The following is a 21,233-nucleotide window of genomic DNA, read 5'->3' on the forward strand; positions in this document are numbered from 1 at the left end:
AACCTCTGACGTATGACGTCCCAAGCAGAACAACATGCATGTGCTCAGCCCCTTGAGTCTTCTTCTTCTCCTGCAGCATCGAGGGGAATGCGGGACGCGGGCAAGGATGAAGGGGAATAACCCCGTTCACTCCATCACGTCTTCCCGGTCTGTTCCTGTTTCGTTCCCGCTCCGATCCCCTCCGATAACCACTCAGAAGTTTATCGAAAGGTCAAACAGAAGCATCCGAGTACATCAGGTCCATCGACTTCCCATATTGCTCCGAGCCGCATTGTCGGGCCCCCGCCTTCCCCTTAACTTGCAGCTTAGAGAACTGGACAACCACCAGCGGACCCGGCCTCCCGAGGTACCTGGAGAAAAGGACAGAGACAACGTGCGCACCATCTCGATTCCAAAATCCGGTACCGGACACTCGGCCCCGATCACCCACGTGGCCTTCAGTCCGGACGGTTCCCGCCTCGCCACCTGCTCCTACGACGGAACGGTAATCGTCTGGAATACGGACGACCCCTCGCGTCCCGCCGAGACGGCGACTCTGCGCCACCGCCGGCTGGTCAACTCCTCCGCCTGGAACCCGGCCGATCCGACCCTCCTCGCGACGGCCTCGGCCGATAAGACGGTCGGCATCTGGCGCGTCCCCCTGGAAGGCCCCGCCACGCTGGTCAACGTCCTGGCCCGGCACACCGACGACATCAACTCGGTCGCCTGGCTCCCCGACGGCGAACGCCTGATCTGTGTCTCCGAAGACGGCCGCGCCACCCTGTGGTCCGTGCTCGACGGCACCTTCCTCACCGAGGTCGGCTCGCACGAGGCCCACTGCATGATGGTCTCCGTCAGCGCCGAGGGCCTGGCCGCGACCGTCGGCGAAGACGGCCTCGTGGCCGTCAGCGACCCCGCCTCCGGCTCCTTCGCGGTGCGCAAGCGCCACTACGACTCCTCCATCGAGGGCTGCGCCTGGTCCCGCGCCGGCGACCTGCTCGCCGTGGCCCGCGACGACGGCTCCGTCGACCTGCTGAGCCGCGAGCTGGACCTCGTACTGACCGTCGAGGTCTCCACCTCCGCCGCCCGCGCGGTCGACTGGGCCGACGACGACTCCGCGTTCGTCGTCGGCGCCTACGACGGCTCCCTGCACTGGTTCGACCGCTCCGGCACGCGCCTGCGCACCGTCGCGGACCTGCGCGTGTGGCCGCGCTCCGTCTCCGCCGCGCAGGGCCTGGTCGCCGCCGGCTCCTTCCGCAACGCCCCGCACCTGTACGCGATGGCGAGCGCCGAGGAGCTGTCCGGACCCGATCGCGCCACCCACGGCCCCAACGCCCTGGCCGCCCGCGGCGAGGAGCTCATCATCGGCGGCGACAGCGGCACCGTCTTCGCCGTGCACCTCGAGGACGGCACGCAGTCGCGGGCCACCCCGATCGAGCTGACCGACGGCCCGATCCTGTCCCTCGCCACCGACGGCGACACGATCTACGCCGGCACCTACTCGGGCCAGGTCATCCGCTACGACGGCGCCCGCACCACCAGCGCCCGGCTCGGCGCGCCGATCCCCTCCCTCACCGTCGACGGGGGCCGCATCGTCGCGGGCACCTACAACGGCGAGTTCCTCGTCCTGGACCCGGTGACCCTCGAACTCCAGGAGCGCGTCGAGGCCCACGGCGGCTCGGTGAAGTCCCTGGCCCAGCTGCCCGGAGGCGGGTTCCTCTCCGCGGCCACCGACCGCACCATCGAGGCCGGCGCGCTGCGCGGCCGCGCCAAGCTGTGGGAGCACGGCAACCTGGTCAACGCGGTCGCCGGCCTCCACGGCCCGCACGGCTCCGCCGTCGCCAGCGCCTCCCGCGACCACACCGTCAAGGTCGGCCGGGTCTCGCGCGCCGAGGACGGCGCCTGGCGCACCGAGGAGCTGCAGACGCTGCTGGGCTCCGACGAGTCCGTCAAGTGCGTGGCGCTGCTCGGCGACACCCGGCGCCCGGTCGTCCTGGCCGGCTCGTACGACTTCAACCTCTACTCCTGGCAGGTCGACTGGGCCGACTCGGCGGGCACCCTCGCCTCCGGCCGCGTCCTCGCCGACTTCACGCAGGGCCTGTCCTGCATGCTCCAGCTCGCCGACGGCCGGGTGGCCGTGGCCGGCTGGGACGGCCGGATCGTCATCGTCGGCCAGGACGCCGCAGGCTCCGCCCGCATCGAGCACTCCCTCCACATCGACGACATCGCGCTGAGCGCTGACCGGAAGCAGGTGGCCGCATGACGCGCCCGGCCGACTCCCCCCACCACGCCCCACCGGACCCGACCACGGCCACGGCCGCCCCCGGGGCCGTCCCGGCCGCCGTCCGGGCCCGTGTCCCCGTGACGCTCTCACGGGTCCGCGACCGCAGCGCCGACCTCATCACCTTCCACCACCTGCCCGACCCCGGCGAGCACTTCGCGATCACCGTGCCGACCCGCCCCCAGGACACCGAGGCGCCGCTGGTGCGGCTGCACAGCGAGTGCCTGACCGGCGACGTCCTCGGCTCGGCCCGCTGCGACTGCGGCCCCCAGCTCGACGAGGCCCTGCGCCACATCGCGGAGCACGGCGGCGCCGTCCTGTACCTGCGCCAGGAGGGCCGTGGCATCGGCCTCTACAACAAGCTCGACACCTACGTCCTCCAGTCCCAGGACTACGACACCTTCGCCGCGAACCGCGCCATAGGCCGCGGCGACGACGAACGCGACTACGCGTCCGCCGCCGCGATGCTCCACGCCCTGGGCCTGACCCGGATCCGCCTGCTCACCAACAACCCGGACAAGGTACGGGAGTTGCTCGCGCACGGCATCGAGATCACCGGGGTCGTCCCCACCGGCGTGTACATCACGGCGGAGAACTCCCGGTACCTGTCCGCCAAGGCCGAACTCGGCGGTCACACGCTCGCCCTGCTTCAGGAGGCCGCGGCATGACGCTGAGCATCGAAGACCTGGCCCACTCCCCCCACTTCAAGGAACACGCCGAGCTCGCCGACCCCGACCGGCTGCAAGCCGTACGACCGCCCGGCACCCCCGTCGGCGACGGCACCGGCGCCGACGCACTCGCCGCCGCCGTGGAAGACCCCGCGCTCCCGCTGTCCGAGCGGCTCGCCGCCGGCACGGTCCTCGGCCTCATCGGCGACCCCCGCATCCCCGACCCCGCCACCGGAGCCGGCCCGGCCACCTCCCACGTGCCCGGCGCGAGCGTCCGCATCGGACTGCCCGAGAACGAGACCGGCTACGTCACCGCCGCCTGGGAGCACGTGGGCGTGGAGGAGGCCTGGATCCTCAAGGAGTGCCCCGAGCACACCGTGGAACTCGACGCGTTCTGGATCGCCACCTACCCGGTGACCAACGGCGAGTACCGCGCCTTCCTGGCCGACACCGGCCGCGAGGAGCGCCCCACCACCTGGTACCTGGGCGCCTACCCCTGGGACCGGGCCAACCACCCCGTGGCCGGCATCCGCCCCCAGGACGCCGACGCCTACGCCGCCTGGCTCACCGAGCGCACCGGACACCCGTGGCGGCTGCCGACCGAGGCCGAATGGGAGTACGCCGCCAAGGGCCCCGAAGGCCTGCCCTACCCGTGGCCCGGCGGCTTCGACCCGGCCGCGGCCAACACCCGCGAATCCGGCGTCCACACGACCACCCCGGTCGGCGCCTTCCCGGCCGGCCGCTCCCCGTACGGCGCCCACGACATGGGCGGCAACGTCGAGGAGTTCACCGCCGACGACTACGCCCCCTACCCGGACGGCCCCTTCGTCGCCGACCACCTGGTCGAGTCGATGGGCACCTACCGGATCGCCCGCGGCGGATCCTTCTCCCGCTTCGGCGACCTGACCCGCACCCGGCGCCGCCACGGCGCCTTCCCCGGCCCGCTGTACCCCGTCGGGTTCCGCCTCGCCACCGGCGAGCGACCCACATGAGCACCGCCGTCTCCCCCGGGGCGACGCCCGTCCTGCCCGGCTTCGAAGCCATCTGCCGGGCCCTCACCGACCGGGCGCCGGCCCCGGCCGACCTGAACCGGGCCTTCGCCCCGCTGGAGGCCGCCGCGCACCGCCTGCTGCCGGGGCTCGCCGCGATCCGCACCGGCATCGGGGACACCCCCCTGGTCCCGGTTCCCAGCCGGGCCGGACGCGGCCGCGTCTGGCTCAAGGCCGAGGCCGCCAACACGGCGGGCACCGTCAAGTCCCGTACCGCATACGCCCTGTTGTGTACGGCCGTGGCCGCGGCCGGCACCCCCGAGGTGCGCGTGACCGAGTACTCGGGCGGCAGCCTCGCCGTCTCCCTGGCCGAGCTCTGCGGCCAACTCGGCCTGGACCTGCACCTGGTGGTCCCCTACGGGGCGTCCGAGCGGCTGCTGACCTCCCTGCGCCGGCACGGCGCGCGGATCACCCTCAGCCGCGAGGGCACCGGCTTCCTCGGCGCGATGGACGAGGCCGTCCTCGTGGCCGAACGCGAGGACCGGCAGCTCCTCCTCCAGCACTGCTCGGCCGAGAACGCCGCCATGCACCGCGAGCACACCGGCGCGGAGATCATCGGCCAGCTCTCCGGCTACGGGGTCGAACCGGTCGCGCTGGCCGCGGCCGTCGGCACCGGCGGCAGCCTGGCCGGCACGGCGATGGCGCTGACCGGCACCTGGCCGCAGTGCCGGCCCATCGCCGTCCTCCCCGCGGAGGCCACGTACGGAGACCGGCGCGCGCCCGACGGCGCCCGCCGCATGCAGGGGACGGGCGGGCTGGGCCACGGCATCCGCCAACCCCTGCTCGCCGCCTTCCCGGAGGACTTCTTCACGTACGAGAACGTCGCCTATCCGCAGGCCCTCCAAGCCATGCGCCACCTGCGTCACGAGCACGGGATCTCCGTCTCCAGCAGCGGCGCCGGGGCCTGGCTCAGCGCCTCGGCGGAAGTCGACCAAGGCCCGCAAGGGCGCAACGCAGTCGCGGTCGTCGCAGGCCGCGGAACAATCGAGGAGTGGGAGCATGCCGCAGGAAACTGATACGCGCGAAACCGTGAACGGCCGCAGCGCCGCGGACGCGGAAGCGGCCGAGCGCGACTACTGCGGCTACCGCGAGGTCGTCCGCAGCTCGTTCAAGCAGTGGTACAAGGACAACCGCGACTCCTGGTCGGGAGCGGTCACCAACGACCGCGTCACCCACTTCACGATCGCGGCCGCCCCCACCGACAAGACCGAGCCGGGCGCCGGCCCCGCCCGGGTCCTGGACATCGGCTGCGGCCGCGGCCTGCAGACCGCCTCCCTCGCCGAATGGCTGGACGCCGACGTCACCGGCCTCGACCTGCTCGACGTCTGGGACACCCCCGATGTCGCGCACGGAAAGACCCGCTTCCACCAGGGCGACTTCCTCGGCTTCCACGCCGAGGGCCTCGACCTGCTGGTCGACAACGGCTGCCTGCACCACCAGCGCCGCGAGGACTGGGCCCCGTGGGTGGAGCACGGCCGCAAGATGCTGCGGCCCGGCGGCGTCTGGGTGGTCAGCGTCTTCCTCAGCCCCGACGGGGCGATCACCCCCCACCCGCTCGCGGACGGGCGCCTGAACTGGTGGCTCACCGAGGAGCTCGTCACCGAGCTCTACGAGGCGAACGGCTTCCGCTCCACCGGCCGGCTGGAGATCGACCGCCACTTCGTCTACGAGGGCCACCACCTCAAGTACCTGACCCTGTCCTTCGCCGCGGTCTGAGGCGCAGGAGGAGAGAGGAGAGCCCGGCGATGCTCAAGGAGATCGCACTCGGCACCACCGGCGGCGACGAGCACGTCCGCGCCGCACTGCGCGACGGATTCTTCCTGGTCCGCAACACGGTGCCGGAGACCCTGCTGGACGAGGCCTACGGCCGGCTCGGCACGTTCTTCGAGCTGCCCGCGGAAGTCAAGGCCGGTTCCCGGCTGCCCGGCTCCAACGGCCAGTCCGGGTTCCTCCCGCCCCTGATCGAAAAGGGTGAGAAGGGCCGCACCCCCGACTGGAAGGAGCTGTTCCACTGGGGCGCCCAACTGCCCGCCGCCCACCCGCTGCGCGAGCGCTACCCGGCCCGCTACCCCCCGGCCGCCTTCCCCGACCACCTGGTCCCCGGGATCGGCGCCGTCCTCGGCGAACTCCACGCCCGGATGGCCGCCTTCCAGCTCGACGTGGTCCGCCGGATCGCCGGGGCGCTGGGCGCCGCCCCCGGCTACTTCGAGGAGATGCTGGAGGACGGCCCCGTCGTCAACCGGGCCACCTGGTACCCGCCGATGGACGCCGCACCCTCCGGCGAGCACGTCTGGATGGTGGAGCACCAGGACTTCGACCTGATCACCGCCCTGCCCCGGGCCACCGCCGCCGGACTCGAAGTGCTCGTCGACGGTGCCTGGATGCCGATCGAGGTTCCCGAGGGCTATGCCGTCCTCAACGTCGGCATGGTCCTGGAACGGCTCACCGGCGGACTGGCCCGGGCCGCCGTCCACCGCGTCGTCGCGGCACCCGGCCAACAGGGCGGAAGGCTCTCCATCGTGCAGTTCTGCCACCCCACCCCATGGACCGTCCTCTCCCCGCTCCCCGGCCGGCCCGCGGTCCGCGAACCGGAGCGCTACCCGGTACTGACCGCGCAGGACCTGTTCCAGCGCACGATGTACCGCATCAACCGGCTGGACTCCCAGCAGGCGACGGCGGTCCGGCCGTGAGCGGCTTCCGGTCCCTACCCGGGACCGCGCCCTGCCCCGGGGCCGGGCGGATCACGCTCCTGCGGCAGATCCGCGAGGACCTCGACGCGGTCGTCGCCCGCGACCCCTCCCGCCCGCGCCGGCGCGACGCCATGCTGCACGCGCCCTGGCACGGGCTGGCGCTCCACCGCATCGCCCACCGCCTCCACCTGCGCGGACACCGGACGGCCGCCGGCCTGCTCACGCTCGTCGGCCGGCAGCTCTCCGGCATGGAGATCCACGCCGGCGCCCGGCTCGGCCGCCGGGCCTTCATCGACCACGGCTTCGGAGTCGTCATCGGGGAAACCGCCCGCGTCGGCGACGACGTGACGCTGTACCACGGGGTGACCCTCGGCTCCCGCGGCTGGTCCCACGCGGGAGAACCCGGCGCGCGCCGCCACCCCGTCGTCGGCGACGACGTGCTGATCGGCGTCGGCGCCTCGGTGCTCGGCCCGGTCACCATCGGCGACGGCAGCCGGATCCGCGCCCACTCCCTGGTCCTGCGGGACCTCCCGGCCGCCGGCCTCACCTCCCGGGTCACCCCGATCCGGTCGCTCGCCCAGCCCGTCCGCCGCACGACCCTCTGACCGGTCCGGGCCGACCGCCTCGCCGCCCGCGCCCCGCCCTCCACGCCCCCCACCCACGAAGCGAAAGCAGGCCACGCCATGACCCCGACCGCTCTCCGCCGCCACACCCTCGACCTCGCCAGGGACCTCGACAGCGGCGCCTGGGTCCCCACCGACCTGGAACGCAGCATCGCGAACCGCCTGCTGACCGCCGCCGTCCCGGCCGGCGGCATCACCGACACCTCCGTGCGCGACGCCGCCTGGGAGGGCTCCGAGCCGCTGACCCGCGTCAACGACGGCCGCCTCTCGGTCCTGCTCGCCGAGATCATGTACAGCCTGGCGGAGACGGAGCGGGACGCCGCCGGCCTCGCCTCGGCCCAGGCGCTGCTCGCGACCGTCAACCGCCGCCGCTGAACCCGCCCCGCGCCCGCGGGGCGGCCCCGGTCACCGCTCCGCGCGCAGCCATCCCGCGACCTCGGTCGCCCAGTAGGTCAAGATCGTGTCCGCGCCGGCCCGCTTGATGCCGAGCAGGGTCTCCAGGATGGCGCGCTCGCGCTCGATCCAGCCCTTCTCCGCCGCCGCCTCGATCATCGCGAACTCGCCGCTGATCTGGTACGCCGCCACGGGTACGTCGACCGCCTGGGCGACCCGGTACAGGATGTCGAGGTAGGGGCCGGCCGGCTTGACCATCACCATGTCGGCGCCCTCCTCCAGGTCGAGGGCGAGCTCGCGCAGCGACTCCCGCGCGTTCGCCGGGTCCTGCTGGTACGTCTTGCGGTCTCCCTGGAGCGAGGAGGCGACGGCCTCGCGGAAGGGACCGTAGAAGGCAGACGTGTACTTGGCCGTGTACGCGAGGATCGAGACGTCGTCGTGGCCCGTCTCGTCCAGCGCGTCGCGGATGACGCCGACCTGGCCGTCCATCATGCCGCTCGGGCCCACCACGTGGACGCCCGCGTCCGCCTGGACCTGCGCCATCTCGGCGTAGCGCTCCAGCGTCGCGTCGTTGTCCACCCGGCCGTGCTCGTCCAGGACACCGCAGTGGCCGTGGTCGGTGTACTCGTCCAGGCACAGGTCGGACATGATCACCAGATCGTCGCCCACCTCCGCCTTCACGTCGCGGATCGCGACCTGGAGGATCCCGTCCGGCTCGGTGCCGGCCGTGCCCCGCGCGTCCTTGTTCTCGTCCGCCGGAACGCCGAAGAGCATGATGCCCGCGACCCCGGCCTCGACCGCCTCCACGGCCGCCTTCCGCAGCGTGTCCCGGGTGTGCTGGACCACGCCCGGCATCGCCGAGATGGCGAGCGGCTCGCTGATGCCCTCCCGGACGAACGCCGGGAGGATCAGGTCCGAGGGGTGCAGCCGGTTCTCCGCGACCATCCGCCGCATCGCCGGGGTGGTGCGCAGCCGGCGGGGCCGCGAGCCGGGGAAGGATCCGTACGTGCTCATCTTCTAGTCGCCTCTTCGAGCTTCGACAGCAGTCGGGACCAGCCTAGGCCGTCTCTTTCGGATCTTGCCGGGCCCGCCAGGCCCAGAGCGCGTTCGCCCGGTGGTCCGGCCCGCGGAGCGGGCCCAGCTCCTCCACCCTCTTGTACGCCTGCGGGGTGCCGGGATGGTCCCGCAGAGCCAGGCCGTAGGCGCCGATCATCCGGGTCAGCCGATCGTCCGCGTCCAGGAGGGACAGCAGCAGCTCCGTGGCATCGGCCGTGCGGTCGGCGGACTCCGCCATGCCGTCCGCCGCCACCCGCCGCATCGGGCTGAGCGGGTCCCGGACCAGGTCGCGGATCACACCGCGCATGGCGTCCACATCCGTCTCCCCCGCCAGGAAGCGCAGGGCGACGGAGTACCGCACCACGTCGTCGGGGTCACTCACGAGGAGCCGCAGGGCCCCGTCCTCCGCGGCCGGGCACGGCCCGCCGGTCCGGCCCAGGCAGTCGACCGCACGCAAGCGCACCCCGGGATCCGGGTGTACGGCGTACCTCAGGCCGATGGCCCCCAGCCTCGGATGTCCCACGTCGTGCTCGGTGAGGGCCCACAGCACCACCGCGAGGACCGCGGGGTCCGCCTCCACGTCCGCCCAGGCGGCGAGGAGCTCCCGGTCCTCCTCGTCGTACGGGTACGCGTCGGCCGGGGAGTGCCACTGCCGGGTCAGCAGCCAGTCGGCGGCGAAGCCGCGATGGACGGGGGACGGGTGGTGCCGCAGAGCCGTCACCACCTCCCGGCTGCCCTCCGCGAGGCGTTCGCCGAGCCGGTATGAGGAAGAGAACCAGTCCACGTGCGAGTCGGTGTGCCGGACGGCGCGGGCCACCAGCTCCTCCAGGGCAACCGGAACGCCGAACACCCACTCCAGGGTGGTCAGTACGGCTCCGTGTCCCGCGCGCACCGTCAGCCCGCCGAGCGCGATCTGCTCGACCTGGCACCACTCCTCCTCGACCGACGAAACGTCCGCCGGCCCCGCCGCCCCCGTCAGCCGCCGCAGCTCCGCCTCCGCACCCGCCCCGTACCAGCGTCGGGCCGCGTCCAGCAGCCGTGCCCGCTCCCTCTGCGACAGCCGCTCCTCCGGCGCCGGCAGGTCCTGGGACCACAGCAGCGCGCCGACCACCGCCCGGGAGCCGCTCTCGACGGCCCGCAGCAGCGGGGTCGTACCGTCGGGCAGCACCCGGTCCGGGTCCGCGCCGGCCCTCACCAGCACCTCTGCGGCCCGGTACGCGAACGCCGCCACCGCCGCGCACAGCGGCGGCAGTCCGTCCCCGTCCGGGGCGTCCGGATCCGCGCCGCCCTCCAGCAGCTCCCGTACCGCCTCCGGGTCGCCCGTCCGTACCGCTTCCCCCAGTGCCGTCATGCCCGGAACATGCCACACGGCCGTGGGAGCGCGCCACGCGATTAGGGGTGCGCTACGAAGGGTCGGGATCGGGCTCGGGGTCGCGCATGTTCCGCCACTTCCACCGCCACAGCCCGTCCGCCCGGTAGTCACCCTCGTACTCGGGGCCCAGCGGGCCGACCTTCGCATAGGCCTCCGGGGTGCGCGGGTCGTCCCGTACCGCCAGGCAGTGGGCCGCGCCCAGCCGGACCTCCTGGTCGTCGGAGTCGAGGCACCGCACCAGCAGTTCGGCGACCTCCGGCACACCGCGGGTGACGGAGCCGAGGCCGCGCAGGGTCCGGAGTACGACCTCCGGGTCCGGGTCCCGCAGCAGGTCCGGCAGGAGCGCCAGGTCCTCCTCCTGCGGCTCCTCGCCGGCCAGTACCCCCGCGGCCGCGGCCCGCACCCCGCCGTCCTCGTCGCGGCACAGCACCCGCAGCGCCCGCCGCACCTCCGGGGACAGCACCCGCGTCGCGTCCTCGGACGGCCACCAGTCGAAGAGGCCCGGCACCCAGCGCCGCACCCCCGGCTCCGGATGCCCGGCGCGCCGCAAGCCGATGGCCTCCCGGGCGGGCACCTCCGCCTCGCCCAGCGCCTCCAGCACCCCGCCCAGTACGCCCGCGTCGGTCTCCTCGGCCTCCCACTCGACGAGGATCCGGTTGCACTCCTTCTCGTACCAGCCCGCGTGCGCGGTCTCGAACCACCCCCACAGCCGGTACCGGACCACGTCGACCACGAAGGCCCGCCGCAGCGGATCCGGATCGTGCCGGAACGCCACCGCCTGGCCCCACGTCTGCGCGCTGACGCGGCTGCTGAGGACATACAGCGCCGCGTTCCGGTCCACGTGCTCCGTCCTCGGGGACCGGGCCCCGCGGGCCACCAGCTCCGCCACCGGCGCCAGGACGCGGAAGGCCCACTCCAGATCGGTCAGGACCGCGCCGTGTCCGGCCCGTACGCGCCGCCCTCCGAGGGTGATCTCGGGGACGGTGGCGTACTCCGAGTCCGTCACCCACGCGACGTCCGCCGGGCCCGCCGCCCCCGTCAGCCGCCGCAGCCGCTCCTGCGCGCCCTCCTCGTACCACTCCCGGGCCGCGTCCAGCAGCCGGCCGCGCTCCGCCTCCGGCAACCGCGGGCGGGCGTCGTGGCCGAGCAGCGCCGTCGCCATCGCCGGGGAGCCACCCTCGACGGCCCGCAGCAGCGGGGTCGACCCGTCGGGCAGCACCCGGTCGGGGTCCGCGCCGGCCTCCAACAGCGCCCTGGCCGCCTCCTGGTCGTACGCCGCCACGGCCGCGCACAGCGCGGCCACCGCCTCATCGGGATCCGTGGGTTCCGTCACGGCCCGAACATGCCACAGGGCCCGGGTGCGCACCGCACCCGGGCCCTGCCAACTAACACCGCTGAAGCGGCCGCTAAGACGGCCATCAGGTCGTACGGCGCCTGCGCGCCCCCGGCCGCCGCTCGCTCGGCCGGTACACGCTCTCCCCGGCCTCCTTCGCGGCCTCGCGGCGCGCGGCCCCGTACTCCGCCAGGGCCTCCGCCAGCTTGCCCACGCTCGGCTCCGGCGACAGCACGTCGACCCGGAGCCCGTGCTCCTCGGCCGTCTTGGCCGTGGCCGGGCCGATGCACGCGATCACGGTGACGTTGTGCGGCTTGCCGGCGATGCCGACGAGGTTGCGCACGGTGGAGGACGACGTGAAGAGCACGGCGTCGAAGCCGCCGCCCTTGATCGCCTCGCGGGTGTCCTGCGGCGGCGGCGAGGCGCGCACGGTCCGGTAGGCGGTGACGTCGTCGACCTCCCACCCGAGCTCGATCAGCCCGGCCACCAGGGTCTCGGTGGCGATGTCGGCGCGCGGCAGGAAGACGCGGTCGATCGGGTCGAAGACCGGGTCGTACGGCGGCCAGTCCTCCAGCAGACCGGCCGCGGACTGCTCGCCGCTGGGCACGAGGTCGGGCTTGACGCCGAACTCCACCAGCGCGGCGGCGGTCTGCTCGCCGACGGCGGCGACCTTGATGCCGGCGAAGGCACGGGCGTCGAGCCCGTACTCCTCGAACTTCTCGCGGACGGCCTTGACCGCGTTCACCGAGGTGAAGGCGATCCACTCGTAGCGGCCGGTGACGAGGCCCTTGACGGCCCGCTCCATCTGCTGCGGGGTGCGCGGCGGCTCCACGGCGATGGTCGGCACCTCGTGGGGCACCGCGCCGTACGAACGGAGCTGGTCGGAGAGCGAGGCTGCCTGCTCCTTGGTGCGCGGCACGAGCACGCGCCAGCCGAACAGCGGCTTCGACTCGAACCAGGACAGTTCCTCGCGGCGCGCGACGGCGCCGTGCTCACCGACCACGGCTATGACGGAGCGCGCGCCCTCGGGCGAGGGGAGGATCTTGCCCTGCTTGAACACCTGCGCGATGGTCCCGAGGGTCGCGCTCCACGTCCGCTGGCGGGTCGTCGTACCGGCCACGGTCACGGTGAGCGGGGTATCGGGCTTGCGCCCGGCGCCGATCAGCTCGGCCGCCGCCGCCGAGACGGTCTCCAGCGTCGCGGAGACGACGAGGATGCCGTCGCTGGCGCCCACCTCGCTCCAGCAGCGCGTGGAGGCGGTCCGCGCGTTCACGAACCTCACGTCCGCACCCTGCTTGCCGGCCAGCGGGACACCGGCGTACGCGGGCACGCCGACGGCGGTCGCGACGCCGGGGACGACCTCGAAGGGGATGCCGCCGGTGGCGCAGGCGAGCATCTCCTCGGCCGCGTTCCCGTCGAGCCCGGGGTCGCCGGTGACGGCACGGACGACCCGCCTGCCGGAGCGCGCGGCCTCCATGACAAGATTGGCGGCATCTCGGATGACCGGGACTCCGGCGGCTGCTGACTTCTCGTCAGCAATCGTCAGCTGTGGCGTGTCCACCCCCGCGCGCGCATGCGTACGTACGACCTCGAGCACCTCGGGCTCCGCGATCAGTACGTCCGCGGCGGCCAGGGCCTCCACGGCGCGAAGCGTCAGCAGTCCCGGGTCGCCCGGGCCGGCACCGAGGAAGGTGACGTGCCCCTGGACGGCGACGGACGGAAACGCGGAGGTGGTTGGGCTTGTGGGGTTCAAAGCGACCGCTCCCCCATCAGACCGGCCGCGCCCTTGGCCAGCATCTCGTCCGCGAGTTCGCGGCCGAGCGCCATGGCCTCGTCGTACGACTGGGGCACGGGACCGGTGGTGGACAGCTGCACCAGCGTGGAACCGTCGAGGGTTCCCACGACTCCACGCAGGCGCATCTCATTGACAATCTGCCCGTCGGCCAGCAGGTCGGCGAGCGCGCCCACGGGGGCGCTGCAGCCGGCCTCCAGGGCGCCGAGCAGGGCGCGTTCGGCGGTCACGGCGGCCCGGGTGTACGGGTCGTCGAGCTCGGCGAGCGCGGAAATCAGGTCCGTGTCGGACGCCAGGCACTCCACGGCCAGGGCACCCTGGCCCGGGGCCGGCAGCATGTTGTCCACGGAGATCAGGTCGGTGGCCTCGTCGCCTCGGCCGATCCGGTTGAGCCCGGCGGCGGCCAGCACGACCGCGTCGAGCTCGCCGTCCCGCACGAACCCGATCCGGGTGTCGACGTTGCCGCGGATGGCGACGGTCTCGATGACCTTCCCCAGCGAGCGGGCGTACGCGTGCAGCTGCGACCTGCGGCGCGGCGAACCGGTACCGATCCGCGCACCGTCGGGCAGCTGCTCGAAGGTCAGGCCGTCCCGGGCGACGAGCGCGTCGCGCGGGTCCTCGCGCTGCGGCATGGCCGCGATGACGAGGTCGTCGGGCTGCGTGGTCGGCAGGTCCTTCAGCGAGTGCACGGCGAAGTCGACGTCCCCGCGTACGAGGGCCTCGCGCAGGGCGGTGACGAAGACGCCGGTGCCGCCGATCTGGGAGAGGCTCTCGCGGGACACGTCACCGTAGGTCGTGATCTCCACGAGCTCGACGGGCCGGCCGGTGATCGCCCGTACCGCCTCGGCGACATGCCCGGACTGGGACATGGCCAGCTTGCTGCGCCGCGTGCCGAGCCTCAGTGGCTGGTCGAGACGTGGATTCATGATGCCCGTCCTGAGTCGTGGTTCTTGTCAGCCTCGTCGGCCCGGCTGACGGAGGCCACCGTCTGCGGGTCGAGATCGAAGAGTTCGCGCAGCGCCTCGGCGTACCCGGCGCCGCCGGGCTCGCTCGCGAGCTGCTTGACGCGCACGGTCGGCGCGTGGAGGAGCTTGTCGACGACGCGCCGCACGGTCTGAGTCACTTCAGCCCGCTGCCGCTCGTCGAGATCGGGCACGCGTCCGTCGAGCCGTGCCACTTCCATGGCGACGACCTCCGCGGCCATGGCGCGCAGGGCGACCACGGTCGGCGTGATGTGCGCGGCCCGCTGGGCGGCCCCGAAGGCGGCCACTTCCGCGGCCACTATCGCGCGTACGGCGTCGACGTCCGCGGCCATGGGCGCGTCCGCGCTCGTCTCGGCGAGCGACTCGATGTCGACGAGCCTGACTCCCGGGATCCGGTGCACGGCGGCGTCGATGTCGCGCGGCATGGCCAGGTCCAGCAGCGCGAGCCGTACGGGCTGCGCGTCCGCCTGGTCCCGTACGCCCTTGCGCGGCTGCTGCCGCTGCGCGGCGGCCTCGCCCTGGTCGGCCCAGGTCCCGTGCAGCTCCAGCGACCCGGCGTCCACTCCGGCGAGCGCGGCCCGCCCGTCGGCGGTACGCCCTGGATCGGAAGCAAGGGCCTCGAGCCCGACGGGACACCCGTCCCGCTCCTCGACGACCGCCTTGCTCCGCACGGCCCCGCCATCGGCGATCCGCCGCCCCTCCCCCGCGAGCACGGCAAGCCGCGCAACGAGGTCGGCGTCAACGGACGCGGCCACATCCAGCCCCGCCGGGGTCTCGGCACCACTCAGCCCCGCCGGCGTGTGAGGCGCGGGGGTCCGGGGGCCGGCCCCCGGCAACGGCGCCGCACCCGCGAAGGGGTCCGGGGCGGAGCCCAGGGGAACGGTGGAAAGGCGGGTAGGGGACGGCCCCGCAGGGCTCCCCTCCACGGCCGCGGCCACGTCATCCCCGGTCAGCACCAGCCCAGTGGCCCCGGTACAGGACACGACGACATCCACCCGGGCCAGCTCATCCGCAACCGCGGACATCGGCACGGCGGAAGCCGTAACCCCGGTGCCCGAGGCAACCAGAATCTCGGCCAACCGCTCCGCCCGCTCGGCGGTCCGGTTGGCGATCACGATCTCGCCCACACCCACCCGCGCCAGCGTCGCCGCGGCCAGCGAAGACATGGACCCGGCCCCGATGACGAGCGCCCGCTTCCCCGCGGCCCACTCCTCCACCGGCACCCGCACGGCGAGCTGCTCCAGCCCGAAGGTCACCAGCGACTGCCCCGCCCGGTCGATCCCGGTCTCGGAGTGCGCCCGCTTGCCGACCCGCAGCGCCTGCTGGAAAAGATCGTTGATCAGCCGACCCGCCGTGTGGAGCTCCTGCCCCAGCGCCAGCGCGTCCTTGATCTGCCCGAGGATCTGCCCCTCACCGACGACCATCGAGTCCAGCCCGCAAGCCACCGAGAAGAGATGGTGGACGGCCCGGTCCTCGTAGTGCACGTAGAGATAAGGAGTGAGCTCCTCCAGCGCGACACCGCTGTGCTGCGCCAGCAGCGTCGACAGCTCGGCCACGCCCGCGTGGAACTTGTCCACGTCCGCGTACAGCTCGATGCGGTTGCAGGTGGCGAGCACCGCCGCCTCCGCCGCCGGCTCCGCGGCGAGCGTGTCGTGCAGCAGCTTGACCTTGGCATCGGCGGCCAGCGAGGCGCGCTCCAGCACGCTCACGGGCGCGCTGCGATGGCTCAGCCCAACGACGAGCAGACTCATGCCGGCATCACCGCCGGAACGTCCCCGTCGGGGCCGCCCTTGCGCGCGACGGCGGCGGCCCGGCCGGCGGGCGGCACGACGGCGGCGGCCGGAGCCGCACCGGTGCCGGTGCCGGCGCCCGCGACGGAACCGCCCGCGGCGGCCTGGGCGGCGGCTTCCTCGCCGGCCTTGCGCTGCTCGTGGAAGGCCAGGATCTGCAGCTCGATCGACAGGTCGACCTTGCGCACGTCGACGCCCTCGGGCACGGAGAGCACGGTGGGCGCGAAGTTCAGGATGGAGGTCACTCCGGCGGCGATGAGCCGCTCGCTGACCTGCTGGGCGGCCCCCGCCGGGGTCGCGATGACCCCGATCGAGACGCCGTTCTCCTCGATGATCTTCTCCAGGTCATCGGTGTGCTGCACGGGCATCCCCGCCACCGGCTTGCCGGCCATGGCCGGGTCGGCGTCGATGAGCGCGGCCACGCGGAAACCGCGGGACGCGAAGCCGCCGTAGTTGGCCAGCGCGGCGCCGAGGTTACCGATGCCGACGATGACGACCGGCCAGTCCTGGGTCAGCCCGAGCTCGCGGGAGATCTGGTAGACGAGGTACTCCACGTCGTACCCGACGCCGCGGGTCCCGTAGGAACCGAGGTAGGAGAAGTCCTTGCGGAGCTTCGCGGAGTTGACTCCGGCGGCCGCGGCCAGCTCCTCGGAGGACACCGTGGGCACCGATCGCTCGGAGAGCGCGGTGAGGGCACGCAAGTACAGCGGAAGCCGGGCGACAGTGGCCTCGGGAATACCTCGGCTGCGGGTCGCCGGTCGGTGAGTTCGGCCAGTTGCCACGATGCTCCTGCGGGATGAGCGGGGCTGCAGGTGGCCACTTGTCCCAGGACCACCCCGTCGAATGCAGGCTATGTCTTTGTGAACGCGTGCACAAAGATTGTGTCCGCTTTGTCCGAGCAAAGTGACCGGGGTCACGCGCCTTGGGCGTATGGACCGGGAACCGGCGACACGCCGAACCCGTTCAATTCCCGAAGGGGGCAAAACGGTACACACTCCTCACCAATACGCCCCCGAGACCCCATAAATCGCCCACGATGGTAACCGCCCGACGGCTCAAGCCTGCAATGCCCGTCGCAGCCGGTCAGGGTTCACTCTCCAGAAGGTGTGCTGCTCGCCGTCCACCAGGACGACCGGGATCTGCTCCCAGTGCAGTCGGTACAACTCCTCGTCCTGAGAAATGTCCTTCTTCTCCCACTGTGCACCCGTCTCGGCGCAGACCTTCTCGACCACTTCCTGGGCGTCATCACAGAGATGGCACCCCGGCTTCCCGATGAGCGTGACCAACCGCTCCTCCGGACGCTTCTTCTGGGCACGGCGCAGCAAAGGACTCATGCGCCCATTCTCCCGCGCCTCCGCCGCGACCGGCCCGGTCCGTCGCGGCGAAGAGTTCACACCCCCGACTCCCATCGGTTCGGGAAGTCCCGAACACAGTGGCTATGCTCGCGTCATGGCCGCTCTGGGATGGCTCACCCCCCGTAGGCGCTCCGCCACCGCGCGGAGCGTGCTGGCAGGCGAGGCCTCGGCCGAGGCCGCCCGCAAGTCCGCACTGGCCGACGAGGACTTCGACGGCGCGGACTCCCTCGAGACGGACTCCCGTGACCACGTGGAAGCCGGACCGGACGCGACCGCCGGGCCACAGGCCCCGCAGGCGCCCGCCGAGGCCGATGAGCCCGCCGAGCCGGAAGAGCCGGAGTTCCCCGTCGCCGGGGACGACCTGGCCGCCGCTTTCTTCGACCTCGACAACACCGTCATGCAGGGCGCCGCGATCTTCCACTTCGGCCGCGGCCTCTACAAGCGGGAGTTCTTCCGCCGCCGCGAGCTCGCCCGCTTCGCCTGGCAGCAGGCCTGGTTCCGGCTGGCCGGGGTCGAGGACCCCGAGCACATGCAGGACGCCCGCGACAGCGCGCTGTCCATCGTCAAGGGACACAAGGTCTCCGAGCTGATGTCCATCGGCGAGGAGATCTACGACGAGTACATGGCGACCCGGATCTGGCCGGGCACCCGCGCCCTGGCCCAGGCCCACCTCGACGCCGGCCAGAAGGTCTGGCTCGTCACGGCCGCCCCCGTCGAGACCGCCACGATCATCGCCCGCCGGCTCGGCCTGACCGGAGCCCTCGGCACCGTCGCCGAGTCCGTGGACGGCGTCTACACCGGGCGGCTGGTCGGCGAGCCGCTGCACGGGCCCGCCAAGGCCGAGGCGGTCCGCGCCCTGGCCGCCGCCGAGGGGCTCGACCTCGCGCGCTGCGCGGCGTACAGCGATTCGCACAACGACATTCCGATGCTGTCGCTGGTCGGACATCCGTACGCGATCAATCCCGACACAAAACTGCGCAAGCATGCCCGCTCCAACGACTGGCGCCTGCGCGACTATCGGACCGGCCGCAAGGCCGTGAAGATCGGCGTCCCGGCCGCCGCGGGCGTCGGCGCGATCGCGGGCGGCACGGCCGCCGCGATCGCCCTGCACCGCCGCCGCAAGTAGCGGCCACGGGGCCCTGCCCGGCCTCCCGCCCCACCACACCCGGCGCACTCCCCCGCCCCGGGCATTCGCTCACCTCTACCCGCGCCCCCGGCGCGGCACTCCGCGCTGCCCCACTCGGTCGCGAGCCACTGTGGAAGCAGGCATTCCGCGCACCCAACCGATCAAGAATCGATCACCATCCGTGCCTGAATATGCCCTCGACACGCAACAGAAGTGTCGTAACCGGTGATTTGAGCAACTGGGTGTAGCGCTGCCTGTACGAAGCGTTATTCTCCTCAAACGCATGCCACCGCCATCTGTCGCTACGACGGGTGAACGGTCCCGCACTGCACGTGATGGAAGCTCTGCCTCTGGGAGTCCCGTGTACCCACCTGTCGGGGTTGACGCCTCGGGCCTGGCTACGCTGCGCGCAACGGTCCTCGACCAGCTGCGCGGCTTCGTCCCCACCGCGTACACCGCCCCCGCATTCGCCACCGCGGTCCCCGCCGGACTCGGCCCGGCCGGTCCTTGCTATGCCCTGACCGACGGCGGGGCAACGGTGGGCAGACGCGGTCGCGCCGGCGGCTCGTCCGCCGGGGGCGCAGCCTCCGGGACCACCGCGCCGGCCGCCCGCCGCCCCACCGCGGACAGCGACCAGGCCCGCATGATGGACCTGGTCGAACGCGCCCAGGCCGGCGAAGCCGATGCCTTCGGACGCCTGTACGACCAGTACAGCGACACCGTCTACCGCTACATCTACTACCGCGTCGGCGGCAAGGCGACCGCGGAGGATCTCACCAGCGAGACCTTCCTGCGTGCGCTGCGCCGCATCTCCACCTTCACCTGGCAGGGCCGCGACTTCGGCGCCTGGCTCGTGACGATCGCCCGCAACCTGGTCGCCGACCACTTCAAGTCGAGCCGCTTCCGCCTGGAGGTCACCACAGGCGAAATGCTCGACGCCAACGAGGTGGAACGGTCCCCCGAGGACTCCGTCCTGGAGTCCCTCTCCAACGCGGCCCTGCTGGAAGCCGTACGGAAACTCAATCCGCAGCAGCAGGAGTGCGTGACCCTGCGCTTCCTGCAGGGCCTCTCGGTCGCCGAGACGGCCAGGGTGATGGGGAAGAACGAGGGTGCCATCAAGACCCTCCAGTACCGGGCGGTCCGCACGCTGGCCCGCCTGCTCCCCGACGACGCCCGCTGACGCCACCTCTCTCACATTCCGGTACCCCTCCCTGATGACCTTGATGACACCGACTCCACCGACGTCCCCGCCGTCCTCGACGACTGGGACGGCGGGGACGGCAGTGACGAATCCGACGTCGCTGTGGTCCGATCATCCTTCGTCCGTAACCCAAGTGCCGCGCCGCTCGTTGTGGGGAATGCAGGCTCCCTTTGGACAAGCCCTGCTTGAAGCCGCTCACTCGAAAGTGTGGATGTGCTCAAGGAAGGCAACCTTCCGGACACCTTGGGGAGTCGATCGTCATGACGAGAGGAGGTGCCGCCAGTGATCGCGAACGTGACTCCGCACCGGCGGGCGAACGCCTTCGCCCAGGCCCTGGAGGAGCGGACCCCGTCCGACCTTTCGGAACCGGACCCGGCGGCCGAGCAGTCCGAGGCACCTGCCGAACCTGCCGACCACGACCGGTTGTTGGCCCTGGCGAGCGTGCTCGGCGAAAGAATGCCGCGCCCGGTGCTGGACCCCGAGGTCAAAGTGGTGCAACGAGCCCAGCTCATTGCCGCCATGGAAGCCAAGGTGATGGAAGAGAGGGCCGGGGGCGGCGTGGCCGCCGACCCTCAAGTGCCCGAACAGCGGACCGGCCGCGGCGCCCACCGGGCGACCTCGCTCCGGAAATTGCGGCCCCGCTCCCGCTGGTCCAAGGGCATTGCGGCAGGCGGTCTCACCGTAGGTGTGGCCGCGGGGGCCTTCAGCGGAGTGGCCGCTGCCAGCACGGACGCCCTGCCGGGTGACCATCTGTACCCCGTGAAGCGGGGCATGGAGGACATCCGGCTCGGGATGGCCGACGGCGATTCGGACCGGGGCGAGCTCTATCTCGACCAGGCCTCCAGCCGCCTGTCGGAAGCCCGTCGGCTCATGGAGCGCGGCCGTCTCGGCGCGCTCGACCACGAGTCCCTCGGCGAGATCCGCCGAGCCCTCGCGGGCATGAAGCACGACGCGTCGGAGGGCCACCGGCTGCTCCAGGCCGCGTACGAGCGGGACGGCTCGCTCGGCCCCATCCAGGCGCTGTCCTCCTTCTCCCGTTCGCACCGGGACGCGTGGGCCAAGCTCCGGGGGAACCTCCCGGCGCAGCTCACCGACGTCGGCGGTGAGGTGGAGTCGGTCTTCCAGGCCATAGACCAAGAGGTCGCGCCGCTCCAGAGCCTGCTCCCGAAGCCTCCGGAACAGACCCGCGGCTCCGGTCCGTCCACGAAGCCGAGCGCCCCGGCGGGCAAGCAGCAGACGGCGCCCTCTCCGGGCACCCCGTCGGCGGCCCCCAGTCCACCCGCGGGGCAGACCTCGGGTTCCCCGAAGGCCCCGCCGTCGGACGGGCGCGGTCTCCTGGGCGGCACGGGCAACCTCCTGGACCCGCCCACGGGCCAGGGCCAGTCCACCCCGTCCGAGCCGGACGGCACCCCGCCGCCCGCCCACCCGGACATCACCCTCCCGCCCCTCCTCCCCGGCCTGCTCCCAGGCCTGGGCATCAAGGCGGAGGACGCCGACTAGTACCGGTCGGCACCACCGGCACCACACGCCGAAGCGCCGGCA

The 21,233-nt window shown here is 72.7% G+C and carries 19 protein-coding genes; 11 read left to right on the forward strand and 8 right to left on the reverse strand.

What is annotated here, in order from left to right; all coding sequences use genetic code 11:
• Positions 1-373: 373 nt before the first annotated feature.
• The 8 genes from ACFYYB_RS18305 to ACFYYB_RS18340 all read left to right on the forward strand — a co-directional run bounded on the left by ACFYYB_RS18305 (position 374) and on the right by ACFYYB_RS18340 (position 7,665).
• Complete coding sequence (locus tag ACFYYB_RS18305) at positions 374-2,242, forward strand: WD40 repeat domain-containing protein (protein WP_389436152.1); 1,869 nt, start codon at positions 374-376, stop codon at positions 2,240-2,242.
• Positions 2,239-2,928, forward strand: coding sequence for a GTP cyclohydrolase II (gene ribA / locus ACFYYB_RS18310; RefSeq protein ID WP_389436153.1), 690 nt, complete (start codon positions 2,239-2,241; stop codon positions 2,926-2,928). The genes ACFYYB_RS18305 and ribA overlap by 4 nt, the downstream gene beginning before the upstream one ends.
• On the forward strand, positions 2,925-3,920 hold the full coding sequence (locus tag ACFYYB_RS18315; protein WP_389436154.1) for a formylglycine-generating enzyme family protein: 996 nt from the start codon (positions 2,925-2,927) through the stop codon (positions 3,918-3,920). The genes ribA and ACFYYB_RS18315 overlap by 4 nt, the downstream gene beginning before the upstream one ends.
• On the forward strand, positions 3,917-4,993 hold the full coding sequence (locus tag ACFYYB_RS18320; RefSeq protein ID WP_389436155.1) for a pyridoxal-phosphate dependent enzyme: 1,077 nt from the start codon (positions 3,917-3,919) through the stop codon (positions 4,991-4,993). Before ACFYYB_RS18315 ends, ACFYYB_RS18320 begins: the two co-directional genes overlap by 4 nt.
• On the forward strand, positions 4,977-5,693 hold the full coding sequence (locus ACFYYB_RS18325) for a class I SAM-dependent methyltransferase (protein ID WP_389436156.1): 717 nt from the start codon (positions 4,977-4,979) through the stop codon (positions 5,691-5,693). Before ACFYYB_RS18320 ends, ACFYYB_RS18325 begins: the two co-directional genes overlap by 17 nt.
• Before the next feature lie 29 nt (positions 5,694-5,722).
• Positions 5,723-6,667 carry an isopenicillin N synthase family dioxygenase gene (locus ACFYYB_RS18330; RefSeq protein WP_389436157.1) on the forward strand — a complete coding sequence of 315 codons (945 nt, stop codon included), beginning with the start codon at positions 5,723-5,725 and terminating at the stop codon, positions 6,665-6,667.
• Complete coding sequence (locus ACFYYB_RS18335; protein ID WP_389436158.1) at positions 6,664-7,272, forward strand: serine O-acetyltransferase; 609 nt, start codon at positions 6,664-6,666, stop codon at positions 7,270-7,272. Before ACFYYB_RS18330 ends, ACFYYB_RS18335 begins: the two co-directional genes overlap by 4 nt.
• Positions 7,273-7,350: 78 nt before the next feature.
• A complete protein-coding gene (locus ACFYYB_RS18340; protein ID WP_389436159.1) occupies positions 7,351-7,665 on the forward strand; it encodes a hypothetical protein in 315 nt (104 codons plus the stop codon).
• A gap of 30 nt (positions 7,666-7,695) precedes the next feature.
• Here ACFYYB_RS18340 and hemB read toward each other — a convergent pair whose 3' ends face one another.
• From hemB to ACFYYB_RS18380, 8 genes are all read right to left on the reverse strand, one after another.
• A complete protein-coding gene (gene hemB, locus ACFYYB_RS18345; protein ID WP_389436160.1) occupies positions 7,696-8,697 on the reverse strand; it encodes a porphobilinogen synthase in 1,002 nt (333 codons plus the stop codon).
• Between the two features lie 43 nt (positions 8,698-8,740).
• Entirely contained in the window at positions 8,741-10,090 is a 1,350-nt protein-coding gene (locus tag ACFYYB_RS18350) for a HEAT repeat domain-containing protein (protein WP_389436161.1), read from the reverse strand.
• Between the two features lie 52 nt (positions 10,091-10,142).
• Positions 10,143-11,444: a HEAT repeat domain-containing protein gene (locus ACFYYB_RS18355; protein WP_389436162.1), complete on the reverse strand. Its 1,302-nt coding sequence runs from the start codon at positions 11,442-11,444 to the stop codon at positions 10,143-10,145.
• A gap of 85 nt (positions 11,445-11,529) precedes the next feature.
• Entirely contained in the window at positions 11,530-13,197 is a 1,668-nt protein-coding gene (locus ACFYYB_RS18360; protein WP_389436163.1) for a uroporphyrinogen-III synthase, read from the reverse strand.
• On the reverse strand, positions 13,194-14,162 hold the full coding sequence (hemC, locus tag ACFYYB_RS18365; RefSeq protein WP_327305245.1) for a hydroxymethylbilane synthase: 969 nt from the start codon (positions 14,160-14,162) through the stop codon (positions 13,194-13,196). Before hemC ends, ACFYYB_RS18360 begins: the two co-directional genes overlap by 4 nt.
• Positions 14,159-15,970, reverse strand: a complete 1,812-nt coding sequence (locus ACFYYB_RS18370) for a glutamyl-tRNA reductase (RefSeq protein WP_389436164.1) — start codon at positions 15,968-15,970, stop codon at positions 14,159-14,161. The genes hemC and ACFYYB_RS18370 overlap by 4 nt, the downstream gene beginning before the upstream one ends.
• A complete protein-coding gene (locus ACFYYB_RS18375; RefSeq protein WP_389436165.1) occupies positions 15,967-16,791 on the reverse strand; it encodes a redox-sensing transcriptional repressor Rex in 825 nt (274 codons plus the stop codon). The genes ACFYYB_RS18370 and ACFYYB_RS18375 overlap by 4 nt, the downstream gene beginning before the upstream one ends.
• A gap of 273 nt (positions 16,792-17,064) precedes the next feature.
• Positions 17,065-17,343: a glutaredoxin family protein gene (locus ACFYYB_RS18380; RefSeq protein WP_327305248.1), complete on the reverse strand. Its 279-nt coding sequence runs from the start codon at positions 17,341-17,343 to the stop codon at positions 17,065-17,067.
• A 115-nt stretch (positions 17,344-17,458) separates the two neighbouring features.
• Between ACFYYB_RS18380 and ACFYYB_RS18385 the strand changes: the two genes are divergently transcribed.
• The 3 genes from ACFYYB_RS18385 (at position 17,459) to ACFYYB_RS18395 (ending at position 21,191) form a co-directional block, all read left to right on the forward strand.
• Complete coding sequence (locus ACFYYB_RS18385; RefSeq protein ID WP_389436166.1) at positions 17,459-18,490, forward strand: HAD family hydrolase; 1,032 nt, start codon at positions 17,459-17,461, stop codon at positions 18,488-18,490.
• A 361-nt stretch (positions 18,491-18,851) separates the two neighbouring features.
• Positions 18,852-19,670 carry an ECF subfamily RNA polymerase sigma factor, BldN family gene (locus ACFYYB_RS18390; protein ID WP_266880342.1) on the forward strand — a complete coding sequence of 273 codons (819 nt, stop codon included), beginning with the start codon at positions 18,852-18,854 and terminating at the stop codon, positions 19,668-19,670.
• A 303-nt stretch (positions 19,671-19,973) separates the two neighbouring features.
• Positions 19,974-21,191, forward strand: a complete 1,218-nt coding sequence (locus ACFYYB_RS18395; RefSeq protein WP_389436167.1) for a DUF5667 domain-containing protein — start codon at positions 19,974-19,976, stop codon at positions 21,189-21,191.
• Positions 21,192-21,233 lie beyond the last annotated feature (42 nt).

The sequence above is a fragment of the Streptomyces sp. NPDC002886 genome (genome assembly GCF_042888445.1).
GTDB lineage: Bacteria > Actinomycetota > Actinomycetes > Streptomycetales > Streptomycetaceae > Streptomyces.

Coding starts and splice junctions, on each gene's coding strand:
- ribA (WP_389436153.1), top strand. CDS start 2,239: ATGACGCGCCCGGCCGACTCCCCCCACCACGCCCCACCGGACCCGACC.
- hemC (WP_327305245.1), bottom strand. CDS start 14,162: ATGAATCCACGTCTCGACCAGCCACTGAGGCTCGGCACGCGGCGCAGC.
- ACFYYB_RS18370 (WP_389436164.1), bottom strand. CDS start 15,970: ATGAGTCTGCTCGTCGTTGGGCTGAGCCATCGCAGCGCGCCCGTGAGC.
- ACFYYB_RS18325 (WP_389436156.1), top strand. CDS start 4,977: ATGCCGCAGGAAACTGATACGCGCGAAACCGTGAACGGCCGCAGCGCC.
- ACFYYB_RS18340 (WP_389436159.1), top strand. CDS start 7,351: ATGACCCCGACCGCTCTCCGCCGCCACACCCTCGACCTCGCCAGGGAC.
- ACFYYB_RS18350 (WP_389436161.1), bottom strand. CDS start 10,090: ATGACGGCACTGGGGGAAGCGGTACGGACGGGCGACCCGGAGGCGGTA.
- ACFYYB_RS18330 (WP_389436157.1), top strand. CDS start 5,723: ATGCTCAAGGAGATCGCACTCGGCACCACCGGCGGCGACGAGCACGTC.
- ACFYYB_RS18380 (WP_327305248.1), bottom strand. CDS start 17,343: ATGAGTCCTTTGCTGCGCCGTGCCCAGAAGAAGCGTCCGGAGGAGCGG.
- ACFYYB_RS18315 (WP_389436154.1), top strand. CDS start 2,925: ATGACGCTGAGCATCGAAGACCTGGCCCACTCCCCCCACTTCAAGGAA.
- ACFYYB_RS18385 (WP_389436166.1), top strand. CDS start 17,459: ATGGCCGCTCTGGGATGGCTCACCCCCCGTAGGCGCTCCGCCACCGCG.
- ACFYYB_RS18320 (WP_389436155.1), top strand. CDS start 3,917: ATGAGCACCGCCGTCTCCCCCGGGGCGACGCCCGTCCTGCCCGGCTTC.
- hemB (WP_389436160.1), bottom strand. CDS start 8,697: ATGAGCACGTACGGATCCTTCCCCGGCTCGCGGCCCCGCCGGCTGCGC.